Origin of the sequence: Bradyrhizobium sp. 35 (assembly GCF_023073215.1) — a bacterium.
GTDB lineage: Bacteria > Pseudomonadota > Alphaproteobacteria > Rhizobiales > Xanthobacteraceae > Bradyrhizobium > Bradyrhizobium canariense_D.
Genome location: NZ_JADPJC010000005.1, coordinates 15,461 through 35,083 on the forward strand (window position 1 = coordinate 15,461; position 19,623 = coordinate 35,083).

At 58.9% G+C, this 19,623-nt stretch carries 12 protein-coding genes and 1 pseudogene; 9 read left to right on the forward strand and 4 right to left on the reverse strand.

The window, feature by feature from the left end; genetic code table 11:
• Positions 1–4 precede the first annotated feature (4 nt).
• The 9 genes and pseudogenes from nodS to IVB36_RS00355 all read left to right on the forward strand — a co-directional run bounded on the left by nodS (position 5) and on the right by IVB36_RS00355 (position 12,480).
• Positions 5–634, forward strand: a complete 630-nt coding sequence (nodS, locus tag IVB36_RS00315; protein WP_018455477.1) for a nodulation methyltransferase NodS — start codon at positions 5–7, stop codon at positions 632–634.
• Positions 635–645: 11 nt separating this feature from the next.
• Complete coding sequence (gene nodU / locus IVB36_RS00320; RefSeq protein WP_247390150.1) at positions 646–2,358, forward strand: nodulation protein NodU; 1,713 nt, start codon at positions 646–648, stop codon at positions 2,356–2,358.
• A 4-nt stretch (positions 2,359–2,362) separates the two neighbouring features.
• Positions 2,363–3,277: a nodulation factor ABC transporter ATP-binding protein NodI gene (gene nodI / locus IVB36_RS00325; protein ID WP_247390152.1), complete on the forward strand. Its 915-nt coding sequence runs from the start codon at positions 2,363–2,365 to the stop codon at positions 3,275–3,277.
• Positions 3,278–3,280: 3 nt separating this feature from the next.
• Positions 3,281–4,069: an ABC transporter permease gene (locus IVB36_RS00330; RefSeq protein ID WP_026232959.1), complete on the forward strand. Its 789-nt coding sequence runs from the start codon at positions 3,281–3,283 to the stop codon at positions 4,067–4,069.
• A 190-nt stretch (positions 4,070–4,259) separates the two neighbouring features.
• The gene (locus tag IVB36_RS00335; protein ID WP_247390154.1) at positions 4,260–6,266 is read left to right on the forward strand and encodes a carbamoyltransferase; all 2,007 of its coding nucleotides are present in this window, start codon (positions 4,260–4,262) and stop codon (positions 6,264–6,266) included.
• Positions 6,267–6,464: 198 nt separating this feature from the next.
• The gene (locus IVB36_RS00340; protein WP_247390156.1) at positions 6,465–7,439 is read left to right on the forward strand and encodes a nodulation protein NodZ; all 975 of its coding nucleotides are present in this window, start codon (positions 6,465–6,467) and stop codon (positions 7,437–7,439) included.
• 985 nt (positions 7,440–8,424) lie between these two features.
• Positions 8,425–9,181: pseudogene (locus IVB36_RS00345) on the forward strand (SDR family oxidoreductase).
• 259 nt (positions 9,182–9,440) lie between these two features.
• Entirely contained in the window at positions 9,441–11,201 is a 1,761-nt protein-coding gene (gene nifA, locus IVB36_RS00350) for a nif-specific transcriptional activator NifA (RefSeq protein ID WP_247390158.1), read from the forward strand.
• Positions 11,202–11,613: 412 nt separating this feature from the next.
• Positions 11,614–12,480: an electron transfer flavoprotein subunit beta/FixA family protein gene (locus tag IVB36_RS00355; protein ID WP_247289257.1), complete on the forward strand. Its 867-nt coding sequence runs from the start codon at positions 11,614–11,616 to the stop codon at positions 12,478–12,480.
• Between the two features lie 474 nt (positions 12,481–12,954).
• On the opposite strand, the gene IVB36_RS00360 is transcribed toward IVB36_RS00355, so the two are convergent.
• The 4 genes from IVB36_RS00360 to gmd form a co-directional block, all read right to left on the reverse strand.
• Positions 12,955–14,304, reverse strand: a complete 1,350-nt coding sequence (locus tag IVB36_RS00360; protein ID WP_247390160.1) for an MFS transporter — start codon at positions 14,302–14,304, stop codon at positions 12,955–12,957.
• A 973-nt stretch (positions 14,305–15,277) separates the two neighbouring features.
• A complete protein-coding gene (gene glmS, locus IVB36_RS00365; protein ID WP_247390162.1) occupies positions 15,278–17,104 on the reverse strand; it encodes a glutamine--fructose-6-phosphate transaminase (isomerizing) in 1,827 nt (608 codons plus the stop codon).
• A 240-nt stretch (positions 17,105–17,344) separates the two neighbouring features.
• Entirely contained in the window at positions 17,345–18,322 is a 978-nt protein-coding gene (locus IVB36_RS00370) for a GDP-L-fucose synthase (protein WP_275991526.1), read from the reverse strand.
• Positions 18,303–19,388, reverse strand: a complete 1,086-nt coding sequence (gmd, locus tag IVB36_RS00375; RefSeq protein WP_247337061.1) for a GDP-mannose 4,6-dehydratase — start codon at positions 19,386–19,388, stop codon at positions 18,303–18,305. The genes IVB36_RS00370 and gmd overlap by 20 nt, the downstream gene beginning before the upstream one ends.
• Positions 19,389–19,623 lie beyond the last annotated feature (235 nt).

Here is a 19,623-nt window from a genome sequence, read left to right on the forward strand (position 1 = left end):
AGTGGTGAGCGTGGACAAGACATATCAATCGTTGCAACGGGAGCTGACCAACGATGACCCGTGGCGGCTTGACGACAATCCGTTCGAACGTGAGCGTCACACCCAATTGCTACGACTATCGCTGTCGAACGGCGCCGTCTCAACCGGCCTCGAGATCGGGTGCGCGGCCGGTGCATTCACAGAGAAGCTTGCTCCTCACTGCAAACGGCTCACGGTCATCGATGTTATGCCGCGAGCGATCGGTCGAGCGGTCCAGCGGACCAAGAGGTGGTCGCATATCAGCTGGGCGGCGACCGATATTCTGCAGTTCTCGACCGAAGAGCTGTTCGATCTGATCGTGGTCGCCGAAGTTCTCTACTATCTCGAAGACATGACACGGATGCGTACCGCAATCGACAAGCTGGTGAAGATGCTTGCTCCAGGTGGGCACCTGGTCTTCGGATCTGCACGTGATGCCACCTGCAGGCGATGGGGGCATGTCGCTGGCGCCGAGACAGTCATCACGATGTTGGCTGAAGCGCTCATTGAGGTCGAACGCGTGCAGTGCCAGGGGCAGTCGGCTGACGAAGACTGCTTGTTGGTCCGCTTTCGCAATCCGGAGCGATCTTCGATTTGTTCTAACGGCCGAGCTTGAAAGGACCTACTATGCGCATCTGCGGTATCAAGTTGACGCACGACGGGGCAGTCGCTCTGATCGAGGACGGCCGGGTGGTGTTTTGTGTCGAACAGGAGAAGCTGAACAACAATCCGCGTTATCAAACCATCGACAACCTGGATGCCGTTGTTGACGCCTTGGCGGAGCACGGGCTGGATCCGAGCGATGTTGATCAGTTCGTCATTGATGGCTGGGATGGAGAGTTCGAGTCACAGTTTGAAGTCCTTAGTGGGACGACGACCATCAAGCTCAAGGGCGCGCCGTATGTCGAACGGCAAGGCGATAGCCCCCTGACGTCCCGCGATCGGATCGGCCTCATGCTTGATGGGAAGCTATATCCCTATCAAAGCTATCCCCATGTTACCGGGCACGTAGCATCCGCATACTGCGCCAGCTCGTTTGCCAAATCCGGACAATCTGCTTTCTGCTTGGTGTGGGACGGCTGCATGTTTCCGCGCCTCTACTATGTAGAGCCCCACGGCATCCGGTTCATCGAGTGCCTGTTTCCGATAATAGGTCACGCCTATGCGACGGCAGGACACCACTTTGGACCTTACAGGCGGGCAGACCGGACCAGCTGGGATCTCGGTATTGCCGGCAAGCTGATGGCCTATATCGCACTGGGATCGCCCGACGAGGACTGTATTAAGACGTTTCATGAACTTTATGAGGCGCACTTTGCCACGGATGCTGAGGGCGCTTGTCCTGAGCTTGAAGCGATCAACAGCTCACAATCGCCACTTGAAGCTCTGCACGACTTCTTCGATGCGTGCGCAATGCGATTGAAGGAAAAACAGGCCCAAGACGTCCTTGCGTCATTTCACGTGTTTCTAGAGCGTCTGCTGGTTCGCACCATTGCTGATGTGGTGGAGCGGCATTCGAATCTTGCGGGGGCGCGTAACCTCTGCATAGCCGGCGGCTGTGGCCTGAATATTAAGTGGAATAGTGCATTTCGTGCGACAGGCCTGTTCGATTTCGTGTGGGTGCCGCCTTTTCCGAACGACAGCGGCTCAGCCATTGGTGCTGCTTGCTCTGCATTGGCGGCACAGCAAGGCTTTAGAGCTCTGGAATGGTCGGTCTACAGCGGACCGGCCGTGCGTCCCAGCGAAGTCCCGCCCGAATGGGAGGGCGCGCCCTGCACTATGGGCCAACTTGCGGCAATCCTCGCTTGCGACAAGCCCGTGGTCTTCCTTGCCGGGCGTGCCGAGCTCGGGCCGCGAGCCTTGGGTGGCAGAAGCATTCTCGCGGCTGCGAGCTGGGAAGGAATGAAAGATCATCTCAACGACATCAAACTTCGTGAGCATTTCAGGCCGGTAGCGCCGATATGCCTGGAGGATCGTGCCGCGGAGATTTTTAGCCCTGGAATACCTGATCCGTACATGCTGTTCGATCACCAGACGCGACCAGAATGGCGGGACAAAATTCCCGCCGTTGTGCATCTCGATGGATCTGCTCGTCTACAAACCGTTTCTAGAACCTCTCAGCATGAAGTGGCCGAGCTTCTCGTCGAATACGAGAAGCTCACAGCCATTCCGCTGCTTTGCAATACCAGCGCCAATCTGCATGGACGCGGCTTTTTCCCGGATGCTGCCGCCGCGTGCCAGTGGGGACGCGTCGATCACGTATGGTGTGACGGCCTGCTTTGGACAAAAAAGCGCGCAAGCGGGGAAGCGGCGGGAACAACGTCCGTCGCGATGGCGTAAGCAAATGTCAACCGCGGCAGTCGACCTTTTCCAGGTGAGCAAGTTCTACGACGACAGGGCCGTCGTGGACGCTCTTTCGTTTACGGTCTCGCCGGGAGAGTGCTTCGGTCTGCTGGGACCAAACGGCGCGGGTAAAAGCACGCTTGCGCGTTTGATCCTGGGTGTTGCATCGCCCGACGCAGGTAAGATATGCGTGCTCGGCGAGCCAGTGCCGGCGCGGGCGCGCTTGGCGCGCCGGGGGATCGGGGTTGTCCCACAGTTCGATAACCTTGATCTTCAGCTCACGGTGCGCGAAAACTTGCTCGTTTTCGGGCGCTACTTCGCCATGAGCGCGGCTGAGGTGGAAGCGGTCACGCCGTCACTGCTCGAATTCGCACGCCTGGAGAACAAGGCGGACGCGCGAGTCGCCGAACTGTCGGGCGGCATGAAGCGACGCCTGACGTTGGCACGGGCCCTCATTAACGATCCGCAGCTCTTGGTCCTTGATGAGCCGACGACCGGCCTCGATCCGCACGGCCGTCACCTGATTTGGGAACGCTTGCGCTCGTTATTAGGGCGCGGCAAAACGATCCTTCTCACCACCCACTTCATGGAAGAGGCGGAGCGATTGTGCGACCGCCTGTGCGTGCTCGAGCACGGCCGTAAGATCGCCGAAGGTCAGCCTCGCGCGCTGATCGAGCAGCAGATCGGCTGCCAAGTGATCGAGATTTACGGCGGTAACCCGCACGAACTGCTGCCGCTGGTTAGACCCCAAGTGCAGCGCGCTGAGGTGAGCGGGGAGACGCTGTTCTGCTATGTCACGGATCCAGAGCAGGTGCGCCTCCGGCTTGTCAACCGCACGGATCTGCGCTTTCTGCAGCGTCCTCCAAATCTGGAGGATGTGTTCTTGCGGCTAACCGGGCGAGAGATAAAGGACTGAACGATGTGGCAACGTTTTGCGCCGGCGCTCCCTGCTAATCCGTGGAACTGGATGGCGGTATGGCGCCGCAATTTTCTGGTTTGGCGGAAAGTTGCTCTGGCATCGGTTCTTGGGAATCTGGCCGAGCCGATGAGCTCTCTGTTCGGTCTCGGTTTTGGCCTTGGAATGATCATAGGTGGTGTTGAGGGCACCTCATATATCTCGTTTCTGGCGGCTGGAATGGTTGCCACAAGCGCGATGGTCTCCGCAACCTTCGAAACGATCTATGCGGCTTACGCTCGCATGCAGACAAATTGCACCTGGGAGGCAGTGCTCTGTACGCCCCTTACGCTCGGCGACATTGTCCTCGGTGAAGTGGCATGGGCAGCGAGCAAGGCCTTGCTCGCCGGGACCGCGATCACGATTGTGGCCGTCGCGCTGGGTTACGCAGAGTGGTCATCCATCCCCTATGCGTTACCAGCCATCGCCCTCACTGGCGTTACTTTCGCGAGCCTCGCAATGGTCGTTTCGGCGCTTGCACCGAGCCACGACTATTTCATCTTCTACCAGTCGCTTATTCTTACGCCCATGATGTATTTAAGCGGGACGATCTTCCCAATGAGCCAGTTGCCCGGTTCATTTCAGCGCATCGCAGCCTTATTGCCGCTGAGTCATTCGGTCGATCTCATTCGTCCAACAATGCTTGGTCGACCGGTTGACAGCGTCGGATTGCATGTGGGCGCACTTTGCATCTACGCAGCAGTCCCCTTCCTCGTCTCGGCTGTGCTCCTTCGGCAGCGCCTGATGCGGTGAGAGGAATAAGATCTAAAGCGAAGCATCGCGTGTGCGAGATGAGATATCGGGCTTAGCGAACTTCCAATCGCGTGCGACGCTTACATGCGTCTGGTCAGCTAGCGATGCCTGATCGGCCTCGCGCGGCCTACTTCCAAAGCAAGCGATACGAAATAGGCCAACAGGCCTCTCAGGATTAACGGAGAACAAGATGCTGTGTCTAGGATTGAGTGGCGGCCTCGACAGGGTCTATGAAAACCCCCTTGGGCTACCGGGCACGTTTCTGCACGACGGCGCCGCGGTACTTGTCAAGGACGGGCGCGTGATCGCTGCCGTGGAAGAGGAGCGCCTCAACCGGATCAAACATTCAAACAAGCTGCCGAGCAGTGCGATCGAATACTGTCTTGCAGCCGCGGGTGTGGAGCTTCGCGACGTCGATCGTATTGCGTTCTACGCTACTGAAGCCTATTGCAATGCAATGCTCGAACGGTTGTTCATCTCACAACCGGAAATCTCAATTCCCCTAGATGCGAATCTGCTGCTACGGCACCTTCTAGCCTCGGAGTTCGGTACCCAAGTTGATCCTTCCCGGGTGTCATTCGTAGGCCACCATCAGGCCCACGCCGTGAGCGCTCTGGCGATGTCGGGTTTTGAAGATAGCCTGGTCCTCGCGATCGACGGTTGTGGCGACTTCCTGTCGGGTCTCTTGGCTGTCGGGTCAGGCAGCGAAATGACCGAGCTTATGACATTTCCAGAGAATAACTCTCTCGGACTGTTCTATCTGGAGACGATCCGATATCTCGGCTACGGCCTGTTCGACGAGTATAAGGTTATGGGACTGGCTCCTTACGGAGATCCCGCACGCTATCGCGAGCTCTTTTCCCAATTCTATGAGCTCTGCGCAAACGGTGGCTACCGCGTTCACCTCGAACGTATCGGCCCAGCATTGCTGCACAATATCGAGGTCCGGCGAAAGGGAATGCCGTTCACCCAACAGCATCGAGATGTGAGCGCATCGTTGCAGGAGGCGCTGGAGCGGATCGTGTTTCACATTCTGCGGCATTACCGTGAGTCGACCGGAATGAAACGGTTGTGCCTGGCTGGCGGGGTGGCCCATAACTGCACGCTGAACGGAAAACTCCTGTATTCAGGCCTGTTCGAAGACATCTTCGTGCAGCCGGCTGCGCATGACGCCGGATGCGCATTGGGCGCGGCGCTGATGGTGTCGAACGAGGCCGGGCAGCCTGCGCCCCGCGAGCGGCTACAGGCGGTTTATTGGGGGCCAGATGTCGGCAGCGACGATAGCATCGAAAAGGAACTAAAGGGATGGGCCGGACACCTCGAGTTTGAACGGACCGCTGACGTCGCAACCAGAGCAGCCGAGTGGATGGTTGATGGCGCCGTGATCGGGTGGGTGCAGGGCCGATCGGAGTTCGGCCCTCGTGCGCTCGGCAACCGTAGTATTCTTGCGGACCCGAGGCCCGCGGCGAACAAGGACCGGATCAATGCGATGGTCAAGAAGCGCGAGAGTTATCGACCATTTGCACCATCAGTTCTGGAGGAGGATGCGGGCGCGTTCTTTGAGTTGCCGGATGGTCGCGCAGAATACCCCTTCATGAATTTCGTCGTTCGCGTGCGGGAATCCAAGCGTGCTTTGCTGGGCGCGATCACGCATATCGATGGTACGGCTCGGCTGCAGACGGTTTCCCGCACGAACAATGCCGCCTATTGGGAACTCATCAATGCGTTCAAGAGCCGGACAGGCGTCCCGATTTTGCTTAACACGTCGTTCAACAACAATGCCGAACCGATCGTAGATTCCGTTGCCGATGCGATTACGGCGTTTTTGTCAACCGAGCTGGATGGCCTTGTAATCGGTTCATTCCTCGTCAAAAAGCGGGCGACAACGCTCGAAAGCTGGACTGCACTCGCTGTATCACTGCCGCCCCATGTATCTCTTTACCGGGTTCGCGCTCATGCGGGCCGAGAACGCCAGGAGACAGTCTGCGAGATCCGCATGGGTCACTCCAGCCAGGAGAGCGTGCGCGTCTCGCATGACCTGTTCGACATGCTGATGCAAATTGAGAAGGAAGCTGTTCTTGCCGATCTTCTCGCCAGGGTCACCTCTGACAGGACTAGGCGAGAAGCTCTCGTGAACGAACTGCGTGGGCTCTGGGATCTCCGCCGTATACGGCTGCATCCGTCACCGACTGCGTGATTGCAAAAGGTGAGCAATGCGGAAGAGGGCTCTTTGGAGGCCTCTCGCATGACCTCCCAAGCGCGGTGCCGTGGAGGAGGGTTGCGGGTTGATCGCCTTGCGTCCCGGTGACCAGCCGTCCACTGGCGTGGATCGGAATCGCAGATGCTAGGTGCGCCACACAAAGCTGATCTTGCACAACGAGAAGGGTTTGATAACTTGACCAAGGAACGCTTTGTTATTTCTCGGAGGCGTACCGGCTTCGGTGACTGCCTCTGGTCATTGGCGTCGGCCTGGTCGTACGCGCAGCGGACCGGGCGGACGCTCGTCGTTGACTGGCGCGGTTCCTGCTACATCGACCGACCGTTCAGCAACGCCTTTCCGGTGTTCTTCGAGCCGGTTGAGGACATCGCTGGGGTACCGGTGATTTGCGATGACCGGATCAACCAGCTCTCGTTTCCCGGACCGTTCTTCCCGCGGTGGTGGAATAGGCCGTCGATCGACTGCATCAATCGTCCGGATGAGCAGATCTTCCGAGAACGTGACGAACTGACCGAGCTGTTCCAGGCGAGAGAAGATAACGAAGCCAACACCATTGTCTGTGACGCCTGCCTAATGTGGCGTTGTGGCGAGGCAGCCGAACGACTGATCTTTCGGAACATCAAGCTCAGGTCTGAGATGCAAGCGCGGATCGACGCCTTGTATGAGGAACATTTTAGCGGCCATAGCATCATTGGCGTTCATGTTCGGCACGGCAATGGCGAAGATATCATGGAGCATGCGCCGTACTGGGCCGATTCGGAGCTCGCCCTTCGTCAGGTTTGCATGGCAATCCGTAAAGCCAAGGCTTTGCCATATCCAAAGCCTGTAAAGGTCTTCCTGTGCACGGACAGTGCACAGGTGCTCGATCGCCTATCGGGTCTGTTTCCCGATGTCTTCGCCGTACCAAAACGTTTCCAGGCCGATCGGGCAGGGCCGTTGCATAGTGCGGAAATGGGAATTGAAGGTGGAGCTTCCGCTCTCATCGACATGTATCTTCTTGCGCGGTGCGCTACCGTGATCCGCTTTCCCCCCACCAGCGCCTTCACGCGCTATGCCCGTCTGCTCGTGCCACGGATTATTGAATTCGACCAGAGCAATCCGGAGCGCTTGACCCTGATCGATAATCCATACGAGCATTTCGCGGCTTCCTGAAGCGCCAGAATGTGGGCCTGAACAATGACGGGCTAGATCATCGTCTGATACTGCTTGCTTCGACACGGTCGAGTTTCGCAACGTGTCGCAGGAACGTTGGATGGCGACTTCCGTCCCGCAAGCGACGGCTGACCGGCGCACTACCATGGATGCGGTGCGGTGGGAGGGCGAACGCCTGAGAAGCGTAAGGCGGATGCCAGCGAGGGCCGGCGGTCTTGCCCGGCAACACTTCGGGCCCTCCGGTGCAAGTCGAGTCGCGCGGAAAGCTTACAGTTCTGTCATCCTCCAGCCAAGTCCGCCGTCGCTGGCCAGACGGTGAAAAGCACGGCAATGGCGGTCCGGGTCGCCGAGGAAATCTGACGTAACAGACAGTCACGACAGAATGTCCCAGCAGCAAGGAGGCGCGTCCGGTAGATGGATCGCCTTTGCTGGGCAGGGCTTTCGTTTTCTGGACGACGGCCTTTGTTCATGCTCCGCTCGCGGAGTCCTTTCGGACGGAGGTGTGATGAACCGCGCGGCCGGCGGCCCATCGGTATTGCTCAAGAGCCGTATGTGCGGCCGCGCGTAACCAGGCCGAGAGCAACTTGGACGAACCGGCCATTAAATCCTGATCTCCGCCCGCAGCTAATCTATCTCGTCTAGCGCGCATGACCCACAGACCACTCGTGGAGTGGTGACGCAGTCAGCTCGCCATGGAAACCCCAGCCTCTGGCTCGAAGCGTAGCGCACGCAGTGGGCAGCACCCGGGAGCTCGACGACATCCATTGCTGCGGCGCTGCCGGTGTCGCAAAGCAAACAGGCCAGATGTTCGGAACCTGCCATTTGCGTCGTAAAAGCGCGCCACCTGTGCCCTGCTTCGCTCTGGCCCGGATCCTGCACCAGGTGCACGGGCGAGGGGAGCGGAAGGGAGTCGCGTGTGAATCTAGGTCTACCAGATGACAACGCGGTCGCAGCTAAATCGTCGGAAACGGACCCTCGTGGTCCAATTCACGCCGATGGAGCGGGCCGTCCGCTGCGTGAGCGGAAGACGCTGGTATTGACCGGGGCATCGCGCGGTATCGGTCGCGCCACGGGAAGATTGTTTTCGGAAGCCGGTTGGCGCATCATTTCTTGCGCGCGCCAACCATTCGACGCGGTGCGCTGCCCATGGGACTCAGAGGGGGATAGCTATATCGAAGTCGACCTGAGCGATCATCGGACGCTACCGCGCGTGCTTGCCCAGATAAAGGAGCGCCTTGCCGGCGCACCGCTGCAGGGACTGATAAACAATGCCGGAAACTCGCCAAAAACGCCAAACGGTGCCCGGCTCACGTCGCTGGCGACCTCAGTCGATACCTGGGTGAGCGTGTTCCACCTCAATCTGGTGGCGCCGATCCTGCTCGCTCAAGGTCTGTTCGATGAGCTAAAAGCGGCATCAGGCTCGATCGTCAATGTGACTTCGACGGGTGCATCCATTTGCAGGCACGGCATATGCCACGTCGAAAGCTGCGCTCGCTTGTCTCACGCGCGAAATGGCGCACGACTACGCCTCACATGGCATTCGCGTCAATGCGATCGCGCCCGGCGAAATCAAGACGGACATTTTGTCGCCTGATACGGAAGCGCATCTTGTGCCAAAGATCCCACTACGCCGGGTGGGTACACCCGAAGAGGTCGCCAAGGTCATTTTCTTCCTATGTTCAGATGCGGCAAGTTATGTCACGGGTGCCGAAGTGCCGATCAATGGCGGGCAACACTTGTGAGTGAATCCGTTCCTGGCGAACCCGACTAACTCAGCTTCATCGATCGAAGCCATGTTGGCCGGGCGAATCCGCGCAGCGAGTTGGAAAGAATAAGCGCAAAATCTAGTCACTGTAAGTGCTGCCGGCGTGCCATGAAGAGCCGTCATCTCTCGCCCCCGGCCTGAGAATTGGATGTCAGATCGAGGCAGGCATGCAACACGAGTCTAACAAGTCCGATCGAGGTGATGGGGAGGATCAAGAAAGGAACGGAGAAGTCACTATGCTGGACAGCGTTTCCCTGAGCGAAACACCAAACTCAACCTCCGGCGCGGAGCCTTCCGCTTCTATTCTGCCGTCGCAAGAGAAATCGCTAAGCACGATCTTTGAAATAGCGCACACGCTCACTGGCCTATCCCGGCTCGAAGCCAAGCTGGCGAGCGTCATCGAGCGGCTGCCATCGCTCGTGCAGATGCGGCGCGGCATCGTATGTCTGTTCGAACATGACGGGCTGCCCGAGATCATCGTAGACGACGGCCGGAGCGAAGGGCGCGACGCGCATTGCGGGGGGCGCTTGCCGCAAGGAGCAATTGATCAAATTGTGGCGACGGGGCGGCCGCTCATCGTCGAGAACGTAGCGCTGCATTCGATCTTCAGTTTTTCGGAAGTCGAGATGATGCTAGACGCCGCCCGTAATACGTGTGTTGCCTTCATCGGCGTTCCCATAGAGATCGACGAGAAAGTTGTGGGTACGCTGAGCATCGACCGCATCGCAGACAACGGGACGCATGCGCAGCTCGAGGACGACCTCCGCCTGCTGACGATGGTCGCAAGCCTTCTGGGCCAGACGGCAAAGCTGCATTGCACCTTTGTGCGCGACCGCGGGCGGCTTATGGACGAGGAGTTCCGGCTGCAGACGCAGCCTTCGTCCGAGCTCAAGCCTCATGGCCGGGAGCGTAAGAAGGTCCAAGTCGAGGGAATTATCGGCGACAGTCCGGCGCTGCGCGCGATGCTTGAGAAGATCGAGCTGATCGCAAAATCGAATAGCACCGTTCTGTTGCGTGGCGAATCGGGCACTGGCAAAGAGCTGGTCGCGAAGGCTATTCACGAGCGTTCAGCGCGCGCCAAACGCCCCTTTATCAAGCTGAATTGCGCAGCCCTCACCGAGACGGTGCTGGAATCCGAATTGTTCGGTCACGAGAAGGGGGCGTTTACGGGCGCATTCAACGCGCGCAAGGGTCGCTTCGAACTCGCGGACAAGGGAACGTTGTTTCTGGATGAGATTGGCGAGATCTCGGCGTCGTTCCAGGCGAAACTCCTGCGCGTGCTTCAGGAGCAGGAGTTCGAGCGGGTGGGCGGCAATCAGACGATCAAAGTCGACGTCCGCGTGATTGCTGCCACGAACAAGAATCTTGAAGAGGCGGTGGCAAGGAAGGAGTTTCGTGCCGATCTCTATTATCGCATTAGCGTGGTTCCTCTGCTACTGCCGCCGCTGCGCGAAAGACGCACTGATATTCCGCTTCTCGCCGCTCGATTCTTGAAGAACTTCAACAATGAGAACGGCCGTGCTCTGGTCTTCGAGTCAAGTGCGATAGACGTTCTTATGAATTGCGGATTTCCCGGTAATGTCCGTGAGCTGGAGAACTGTGTGCAGCGGACCGCGACCCTGGCGCACGGATCATCGATCGTAAGAGACGATTTTGCCTGCTGCCACGGGCAATGCCTGTCGGCCACGCTATGGAAGTGCGGGCTGGAGCAAGTGGCACGACAGCCGAGCCCGACAATCTCACTTCCCGCGAGGCTGAGCATGCCGCCGACACAAGCTGTGGCACACGTTCAGCCGGTCGGTAGCGAACTGACGCCGCTAGAGCCACCCGGCCGACCCAACATAGGTGCCGCCAAGGTCACAGATCGCGAGCGCGTAGTCGCCGCGATGGAAACGTCCGGGTGGGTACAGGCCAAGGCGGCGCGCTTGCTTGGACTGACGCCGCGCCAGATTGGCTATGCCTTGAGAAGGCACGGTATCGAGATCAAGCGCTTCTGAATAAAAAGTCGGCTCGCGTCTCTCTCGATCGCCGGGCGCGGTAGGAGAGCGTGCGCAAGAGGCGGTACTCTGGTCCATGAAGCGGATACGAAACCGATGTGCTCTGCTTGGGGGGCAATGCCGGGAGCGTAAGCCATCTTCGCGTCAGCCGCGTGCTGGTCATCGTCTGCTTGCAATGTATTCGCCCTATGAGAAATGATTAGGTGTCGAACCAGCGCAAGATCGCGGCCGGGCCGTTTATGGCGCGACTCAGATGAGAGAGATCACGTCCCGCTTTACGCAGCTCGTCGCAGTCCCAACGGTCTCGCCGTCAATCGCCAGCCGTTGCATTCATCGCTCATCGGCGAAGTGCCTGGGGTGGTATGACAGTTGCTATTCGTGGGGAGCCTGCTCAACATCTTAGGAGAAGCATATGCACAGCATCGTCTGCATCAAACAGGTCCCCGACTCCGCACAAATCCGCGTGCATCCTGTCACGAATACGATCATGCGGCAGGGCGTGCCGACGATCATCAACCCATATGATCTGTTCGCACTGGAAGCTGCGCTCGAGCTACGAGACAAGTTCGGCGGTGAAATCACTGTTCTGACAATGGGGCCGCCGTCGGCCGAAGAATCTCTCCGAAAGGCGCTGACATTTGGTGCCGATCGTGCTGTCCTGCTCACCGATCGTAGTTTCGCAGGCTCTGATACGCTGGCGACGAGTTACGCTCTGGCGTGCGCGATTCGCAATATCGGGAAGGAATATGGCCCACCAGACGTCATATTCACTGGCAAGCAGACTATCGACGGCGATACGGCGCAGGTGGGACCTGGCATTGCAAAGAGGCTCGGGGTCCAGCAGCTTACGTATGTTTCAACAATCAAAGCGTTGGACTTCAAAGCACGCACGATCGATGCGGAACGGCGCTGCGAAGGAGGAGTCCAAGTGCTGCGTTCCAAGCTTCCTTGTCTCGTCAGCATGTTAGAGGCAAGCAATCAAATTCGCCGCGGTGCAATGATCGACGCCTTGCGTGCGGCCCGTGCCTCCGTCGTAAAATGGAGCGCTCAAACTGCCGGCGTGGATGACATGGCCAAATGCGGTCTGAGGGGGTCGCCGACGGTCGTCAAGCGTGTCTTCGCGCCCTCCGCACGAGCGGAGAAGGCGACGTGGGTGGAAGCGGCCGAGCAGCCGGCGCAAGCGCTGATTGACGCCATGTTCAAGCGCAACCCTACGCTCGAGACGGAGCTCGCACAGCTTGCGCGCGGTACCTCATCCGCCCAAACTAGCGGTGCGTGAAGTCGCCGCTGATCGAGCGGAGCCAGCGACGGCCCGGGTCGTGGTCATGCTGGCCCGACGCTCGGCGCACCAGGCACGATTCAAGCTTTTCGACCGCTCGCTGAGAATTGGCGAGCTGCGATACACCTTCTTCCTATGCAATGTCGAGCCGTATCGGGACGAGCCGTCGCTGATGCTGAGTCGGAATGGCTGAGCACTAACGCAACGCTCGATCCGTTGTGTGGTCGAGCGGCGCGACTCGCACTTTTCGGTTAGGTGAAAAACGAGCAGAGCTCGCGCGAGGGAGATACATCCCTCGCGCGAGCTCCACGTGCGCTGCCATGCAAACTTAACGGGCACGTCTTGAGGCTGCATGAATTCCGCAGTGGCCCGCGGCCCGCCGAGTGGCACGCGGACTACCGAGATCACCGCAAGGACCGCCACGCACCCCGCTCAGTTCAGTCTTGGACGTGAAGGTCCCCCGTGGGCGCGCTGCTAACGTGTGGTAAATTGCGCGCTTACGGCCCCGTTAGACCCCTCGGGTCGCGACAGCTTCGCAACTCTGTTGGTGTTTCCTGGATAAATCCTGAGCGCGGCGATAATGCCGAGCAAAGCTGCAAACATCAACCAGAAACCCGGCGAAGCCTTGTCGTCGGTCCGATCGATCAGCCAAGTCGATGCCAGCGGCGTAAAGGTACCAAAGAGAGCTGCGGCGAGTGCGAAGGCTAAAGAAAAGCAGGTTGTGCGAACGTGCTTCGGCACGATTTCGACCAAAGCGCCCAACATGGCGCCGCTGTAGGTGCCAAAATAGAACGAGAACATCATCTCCACTACCACCATCTTGCCAAAGCTTGGGTCGGTCACAAGCCAAGACAACGCCGGATATACAGTCACCAAGGCAAGGCCAGCAATGGTCAGCAAGACCGGCTTCCGACCGATTCTATCAGAGATCGCGCCGCCGATTGGGTTCCAGATGAAGTTCGTCACGGCGACCAAAAGCGTCACCAAGAGGGTGTTCTGCGAGGACAGCTGCAATACGTGCTTGCCGAACGTAGGCGTGTACACTGTGACGAAATAGAAGGTCGTGGTCGTCAGCATTGCGATCATCATGCCAAGAATGACAATGCGCCAGTTCGCAACTGTGGAGGCAAAGACCTCGCGGGCCGTTGGGTGGGTCTTCATGACCAGAAACTCCGGAGTTTCCTCCAGCGTCCGGCGCAGGAAGAAGATAAGCGGAACGATCAAGCAGCCAAGGAAGAATGGGATCCGCCAGCCCCAGGCGGCAACCATTTCGGCCGGAAGTGCTTCGCTCAAAAAATATCCGATAAGAGCCGCGACAAAGATCGCAACCTGCTGGCTCGAGGACTGAAACGATGTGTAAAAGCCGCGGTTACCCGGAGTGGCAATCTCGGAGAGGTAGACGGAAACGCCGCCAACCTCAACGCCGGCAGAAAAGCCCTGCAACAGCCGTCCGAACAGCACGATCGCGGGTGCGGCAATGCCGATCGTTGCATAGCCGGGACAAAAGGCGATGATGACGGTGCCAATAGCCATGATCGAAAGCGTGATGATCAGGCCTTGCCGACGGCCAATCTGGTCAATATAGGCTCCAAGCACAATCGCGCCAACAGGTCGCATCAAAGCCCCCAGCCAGAACACACCGAAGGTGTTAAGCAGTGAAGCGGTTTCGCTTCCTGATGGAAAGAACGCGTTTCCGATGGCACTGGCGTAGAACCCGAACAAGAAGAAGTCGAACTGCTCGAGGAAGTTGCCGCTCGTCGCACGTAAGATGGCGCCAATGCGCGGTTTGGCATTTGACGCTTGCGCGATGGACGCTGGTGACATGGCGAGTTTCCTCTCGGTTTGAAATGGCCGGTTCCGGAGAAAATCTCACGCCAGCCGAGTGCAGTTTCATGGCCGCGAATCTGCCATAAGGGCACTATCGACCAACCCGTAAGCGCCTGACGTTTCCGGCATATTTTCGGCAATTGCCGCAAACTCGCACAGTTTTTCGGGCGTTATTCCGCTCGCTTCGCAGGAGTGACTCTCAACCTATTGAAACCTCGGGCAATTCTCGGTGGAAAGGTTGTTGTCTGTGGCGTGGCCGAATTCCTCATTGAGCGCACCGACATGCAATGAAAAGCAAGGACGAGATGCATGGGATAGAGCGGCAGGGAAGAGCTGCCGTGAGATGTCTGCTAGAACAGCTCGCGAGCCTGCGATTGGAGCCGAGGTGCGTTAGCATCTCACCCGATGTCCAGCGATTTGGCCTCGAGTTGCTCAAGTTAACCTGAGGTTTACGGAAAAGATTTGGTGAGCGTGCTGGTGATCGAGCCCGTCCGATAGCGCCGATCGCCATGCTCGGGCAAGTGCCACGTTGTCCTTCGAAGCGAGGCGCGCCTCGTACTTCGAGGGGCGCTGCGGTCCTAATGCGGTCCAAAACCCGCGCTGAGGGGGAGGATCACAGCGGGCCTCCTCAGCGATAATGGGCTTAATCGAACAGCTTCATCTGGCTTCCACGTCGTATTAGAAACCTGGATGTTTGTCACGAATTATGACCAGGTCCAAGCAATCGGAATGTCGTGATAAGCCCTGCGCGACTGCTTGCTTGCCGGAGGCAAGGCCACGCCAGCCTCGCAACCTGATTGGCCGTAAATTTTGCACATGAGGCTCGCCGACGTAAGCGAGGGCTATGAACCGCCGCGAAACCATGCGGTGGCATCGGGCCAGGAGCTGGGCGGCACATCGTAATTCGATCTGACCGAGGCTTGTGCGCATTCGGAATCTGACCACGATGTCCAGGTCGCATCACCTTGCCTTACTCGACAGTTACCGATTTCGCGAGATTTCGGGGTTGGTCGACGTCCGTGCCCATCAGGATGGCCGTGTGGTAGGCCAGAAGCTGCACCGGAATCGCATAAACAATGGACGTGAACGTCGTATCCATCTCCGGCATCACAATCGTCGCGAGTGAATCCATGGATACCTCTGCGGCTCCCCGAGCGTCCGTTATCAAGATAATCTTGCCGCCGCGTGCGGCGACCTCCTGCATGTTCGAGATGGTCTTTTCGAACACCCGGTCGCAGGGAGCAATGACGATTACGGGAACGCTCTCGTCGATCAAGGCGATCGGGCCGTGCTTGAGCTCTCCGGCCGCATAGCCCTCGGCGTGAATATAGGAGATCTCCTTCAGCTTCAGTGCCCCCTCCAGGGCCAATGGAAACGACGTGCCGCGACCAAGATATAGCACGTCACGCGATTTGGCGATGTCGCGTGCGAGCTTCTCGATCTGCGGCTCGCTGGCAAGCGCCGCGGTAACAAGCCGTGGGATTTCGATCAGCGCTCGCACGAGATCGACCTCGTCGCTATCCGGCAATTCACCGCGCGCCTTGCCAGCAGCGACCGCAAGCGCCGCAAGGACGACCAGCTGGCATGTGAACGCCTTGGTCGAGGCAACGCCGATCTCAGGTCCGGCGAGCGTCTGCAACACTGTCCCGCTTTCGCGCGCAATGGTCGAACTCAGTACGTTCACGACAGAGAGGGTATGCAGGCCTTGCGATTTGGCATAGCGGAGCGCGGCCAGCGTATCGGCCGTCTCGCCGGACTGCGAGATGAAGATAGCAAGATCTCCCTTGCGCATCGGCGCCTCACGATACCGAAATTCGGAGGCGACATCGAGCTCGACCGGAATACGAGCCAGCCGCTCGAACCAGTACTTGCCGACATGGCCGGCGTAGCCTGCCGTACCGCAAGCCGTGATCGAGATATATCCGATCTCGTTGAAGTCGAACGGAAGCTCCTGCGGCAGTGCCACGCTCTCGGTGGCGATATCGACGTAACGCGCCAGCGTCTGCCCGATCACCTCTGGCTGTTCGTGGATTTCCTTCGCCATGAAGTGGCGGTAGTTTGCTTTGTCGACGAGAACCGACGACGCGCCAGATTTCATCACCTCCCGGCGGACAACCGTGCCTTGTGCGTCGTAGACCACGCTGAAGTTGCGGTTGAGCACAGCCCAATCGCCGTCCTCAAGGTAGGTGATCAAGCCGGTAAGGGGCGCGAGCGCGATAGCATCCGATCCGAGATACATTTCGCCTTCTCCATGTCCGATCGCGAGTGGTGAGCCCTTGCGCGCACCGATCATGAGGTCGTGTTGACCCTTGAACAGGATTGCAAGCGCAAACGCGCCGATTAGCCGCGGCAGCGACGCTTTTACTGCCTCCTGCGGCGAGCAGCCATCTTTCAGATAAAAGTCGATGAGATGCGTCACCACCTCGGTGTCTGTTTCAGAGGCGAAACAGGCGCCATGCTGTTTTAGCTCCGCTCGCAGCTCGCGGAAGTTCTCAATTATGCCGTTATGGACGACTGCAACATTGTCCGTTGCATGGGGATGAGCATTGTGCTCCGTCGGCTTGCCGTGAGTAGCCCAGCGCGTGTGCCCAATCCCGACATGGCCTGAGAGCGGATGGCAGCGAACGCGTGTCTCAAGGTTCCTCAGCTTGCCCTCGGCGCGTCGAAGCTCGATATGGTTTCCTTTGAGCGTTCCGATGCCCGCTGAGTCATAGCCACGATATTCCAGTCGCTTCAGTGAATCGATCAGACGATCCGCGACCGGACCGCGCCCCAAGATGCCGACAATTCCGCACATTTAGTCAGTTTACCTCAAGTTCAAAACTCAGTTTACCTCAAGTTCAAAACAGAGCGTCCCGCAAGGCGCGCCTGACCAATTCGCTCGCTTTAGTTATCCGCCAGCCTAGCCGTGCCTGCCTCCATCGGGCACGCGGCACCCGGAGGTGCTCGAACTCCAAGAAAACGTGGAGCCCTGTCGAATTCGCCGGGAGATCCTAAAGCAACTGTCTGGCAATCGCACAATGAGCGCCGTCAGCAGTTAGCAGCTGCATGAGGCTCTCGTTTTGTCCGATGTACCCGATACGGCCAAGAAGGCCCGGTAGGTCTGGCGCATTCCATCTACAAGCCATGTCCTCGCGCGCCAGCCGAGGCTTGCGAGACGGCTGACGTCGAGCAGCTTGCGCGGAGTGCCATCGGGGCGCGACGTGTCGAAGGCAATCTCGCCGCTGTAGCCAACGACCTCGGCGACGACACGGGCGAACTCGGCGATGGTGATGTCCTCGCCTGTGCCGATATTGATCAGCTCCGGTCCCGAATAGCTCTTCATCAGGTGCACGCAGGCATCCGCCATGTCGTCAACATAAAGGAACTCGCGCCGTGGCGTGCCGGTGCCCCACACGGCGACACTCTTTGCGCCCGCGACCTTCGCCTCGTGGAAGCGGCGGATCAGCGCGGCAACGACATGGCTCAATTCGGGATGATAATTGTCGCCGGGGCCGTAGAGATTGGTGGGCATCACGCTGATGAAGTCGCTGCCATACTGGCTGCGATAGGCTTCCGCCATCTTGATGCCGGCGATCTTGGCGATCGCATAGGGCTCGTTGGTCGGCTCCAGCGGGCCTGATAGCACCGAGACCTCGCGCAGCGGCTGTGGGGCTAGCTTCGGATAGATGCAGGACGAGCCCAAAAACATCAGCTTTTCGGCGCCGTTTTGATGCGCGGCCTGGATCACGTTCGCAGCAATCGTGATGTTGTCGTAGATGAACTCGGCCCGCAGCGTGTCGTTGGCGACGATGCCGCCGACTTTTGCGGCGGCGAGGAAGATCACCTGCGGCCGCGTTTTCGCGAACCATTCGAACACGGCCGTCTGGTTGCAGAGATCGACCTCGCGCCGGTCGACCGTGACGAGCTGCACGTCCTCCCGCGCGAGCCGGCGCGCAATCGCGCTGCCGACCATACCGCGATGGCCGGCGACGTAGACGCTTTTGCCCTTCAGCTCAAACGGTGCGCTTGCCATGGGCCGCCTCCCGTTTTGCTTCCGCCAGATCGCTTGCCATCATCTCCTCGACGAGCTGGGCGAACGTGTGCTTCGGCTTCCAGCCGAGCACCTGATGCGCCTTGCTGGCGTCGCCGACGAGGAGATCGACCTCGGTGGGGCGGAAATAGGTCGGATCGATCTTCACCACCGTCTTGCCGCTCGTCTCATCGACGCCGGTCTCCTCGACCCCTGCTCCACGCCATGCAATGCGGCGGCCGAGCTGGGCGAACGATAGCTCGACCATCTCGCGCACCGAGTGCATCTCGCCGGTGGCGAGCACGAAATCGTCGGGCTTGTCGGCTTGCAGGATCTTGTGCATGCCCTCGACGTAATCGCGCGCGTGGCCCCAGTCGCGCTTGGCTTCGAGATTGCCGAGATAGAGCGTCTCCTCCAGCCCGACCTCGATACGGGCGACAGCGCGCGTGATCTTGCGGGTCACAAATGTCTCGCCGCGGATCGGGCTCTCGTGGTTGAACAGGATGCCGTTGCTGGCGAACATGCCATAGGCTTCGCGGTAGTTCACCGTGATCCAGTAGCCGTAGAGTTTTGCCACGCCGTAGGGCGAGCGCGGATAGAACGGCGTGGTCTCCTTCTGCGGGATCTCCCGGACGAGGCCGTAGAGCTCGGAGGTCGAGGCCTGGTAGAACCGCGTCTCCTTCACCATGCCGAGGATGCGAATCGCTTCCAGCAGCCGCAGCACGCCGATCCCATCGGCATTGGCGGTGTATTCGGGACTCTCGAAGCTGACCGCGACGTGGCTTTGGGCGGCCAGATTGTAGATCTCGGTCGGCCGGATCTGCTGCACCAGCTGGATCAGATTGGTCGAGTCCGTCATGTCGCCGTAGTGCATCAGGAACGGCACGTCCCCGAGATGCGGGTCCTGGTAGAGATGGTCGACCCGCGCAGTGTTGAACGAGGACGAGCGCCGCTTGATGCCGTGCACGACATAGCCGAGCGACAGCAGATATTCGGCCAGATAGGCGCCGTCCTGTCCAGTCACGCCGGTGATTAGAGCGACCCGCCGTTTGCTCTCTTGGTTTGACAAATCGTTGCTCTGCGCAGGCTAATGTCGGTCCCCGATCGACGACGTCAATCGCGTCTGGCCTCTTCGAAATGCGGAAGCGTCACGCTCTCGAACGGCCGAGTTCTGGATTCTGTATAGGCATTGCATCAAGCGCTCAACTGTACGGAGGTAACCTTCCACATCGAAAGGGTTTTGAAGGACTATACGAAAGTTTGTAGTCCGGAAGATTCCGTTCGGCCTTCGTCAGGCGTTTCTC

Excerpts from the sequence above, each read along its gene's own strand:
- nodU (WP_247390150.1), top strand. The coding sequence starts at position 646 with ATGCGCATCTGCGGTATCAAGTTGACGCACGACGGGGCAGTCGCTCTG.
- nodI (WP_247390152.1), top strand. The coding sequence starts at position 2,363 with ATGTCAACCGCGGCAGTCGACCTTTTCCAGGTGAGCAAGTTCTACGAC.
- IVB36_RS00330 (WP_026232959.1), top strand. The coding sequence starts at position 3,281 with ATGTGGCAACGTTTTGCGCCGGCGCTCCCTGCTAATCCGTGGAACTGG.
- IVB36_RS00335 (WP_247390154.1), top strand. The coding sequence starts at position 4,260 with ATGCTGTGTCTAGGATTGAGTGGCGGCCTCGACAGGGTCTATGAAAAC.
- nifA (WP_247390158.1), top strand. The coding sequence starts at position 9,441 with ATGCTGGACAGCGTTTCCCTGAGCGAAACACCAAACTCAACCTCCGGC.
- IVB36_RS00355 (WP_247289257.1), top strand. The coding sequence starts at position 11,614 with ATGCACAGCATCGTCTGCATCAAACAGGTCCCCGACTCCGCACAAATC.
- IVB36_RS00360 (WP_247390160.1), bottom strand. The coding sequence starts at position 14,304 with ATGTCACCAGCGTCCATCGCGCAAGCGTCAAATGCCAAACCGCGCATT.
- glmS (WP_247390162.1), bottom strand. The coding sequence starts at position 17,104 with ATGTGCGGAATTGTCGGCATCTTGGGGCGCGGTCCGGTCGCGGATCGT.
- IVB36_RS00370 (WP_275991526.1), bottom strand. The coding sequence starts at position 18,322 with ATGGCAAGCGCACCGTTTGAGCTGAAGGGCAAAAGCGTCTACGTCGCC.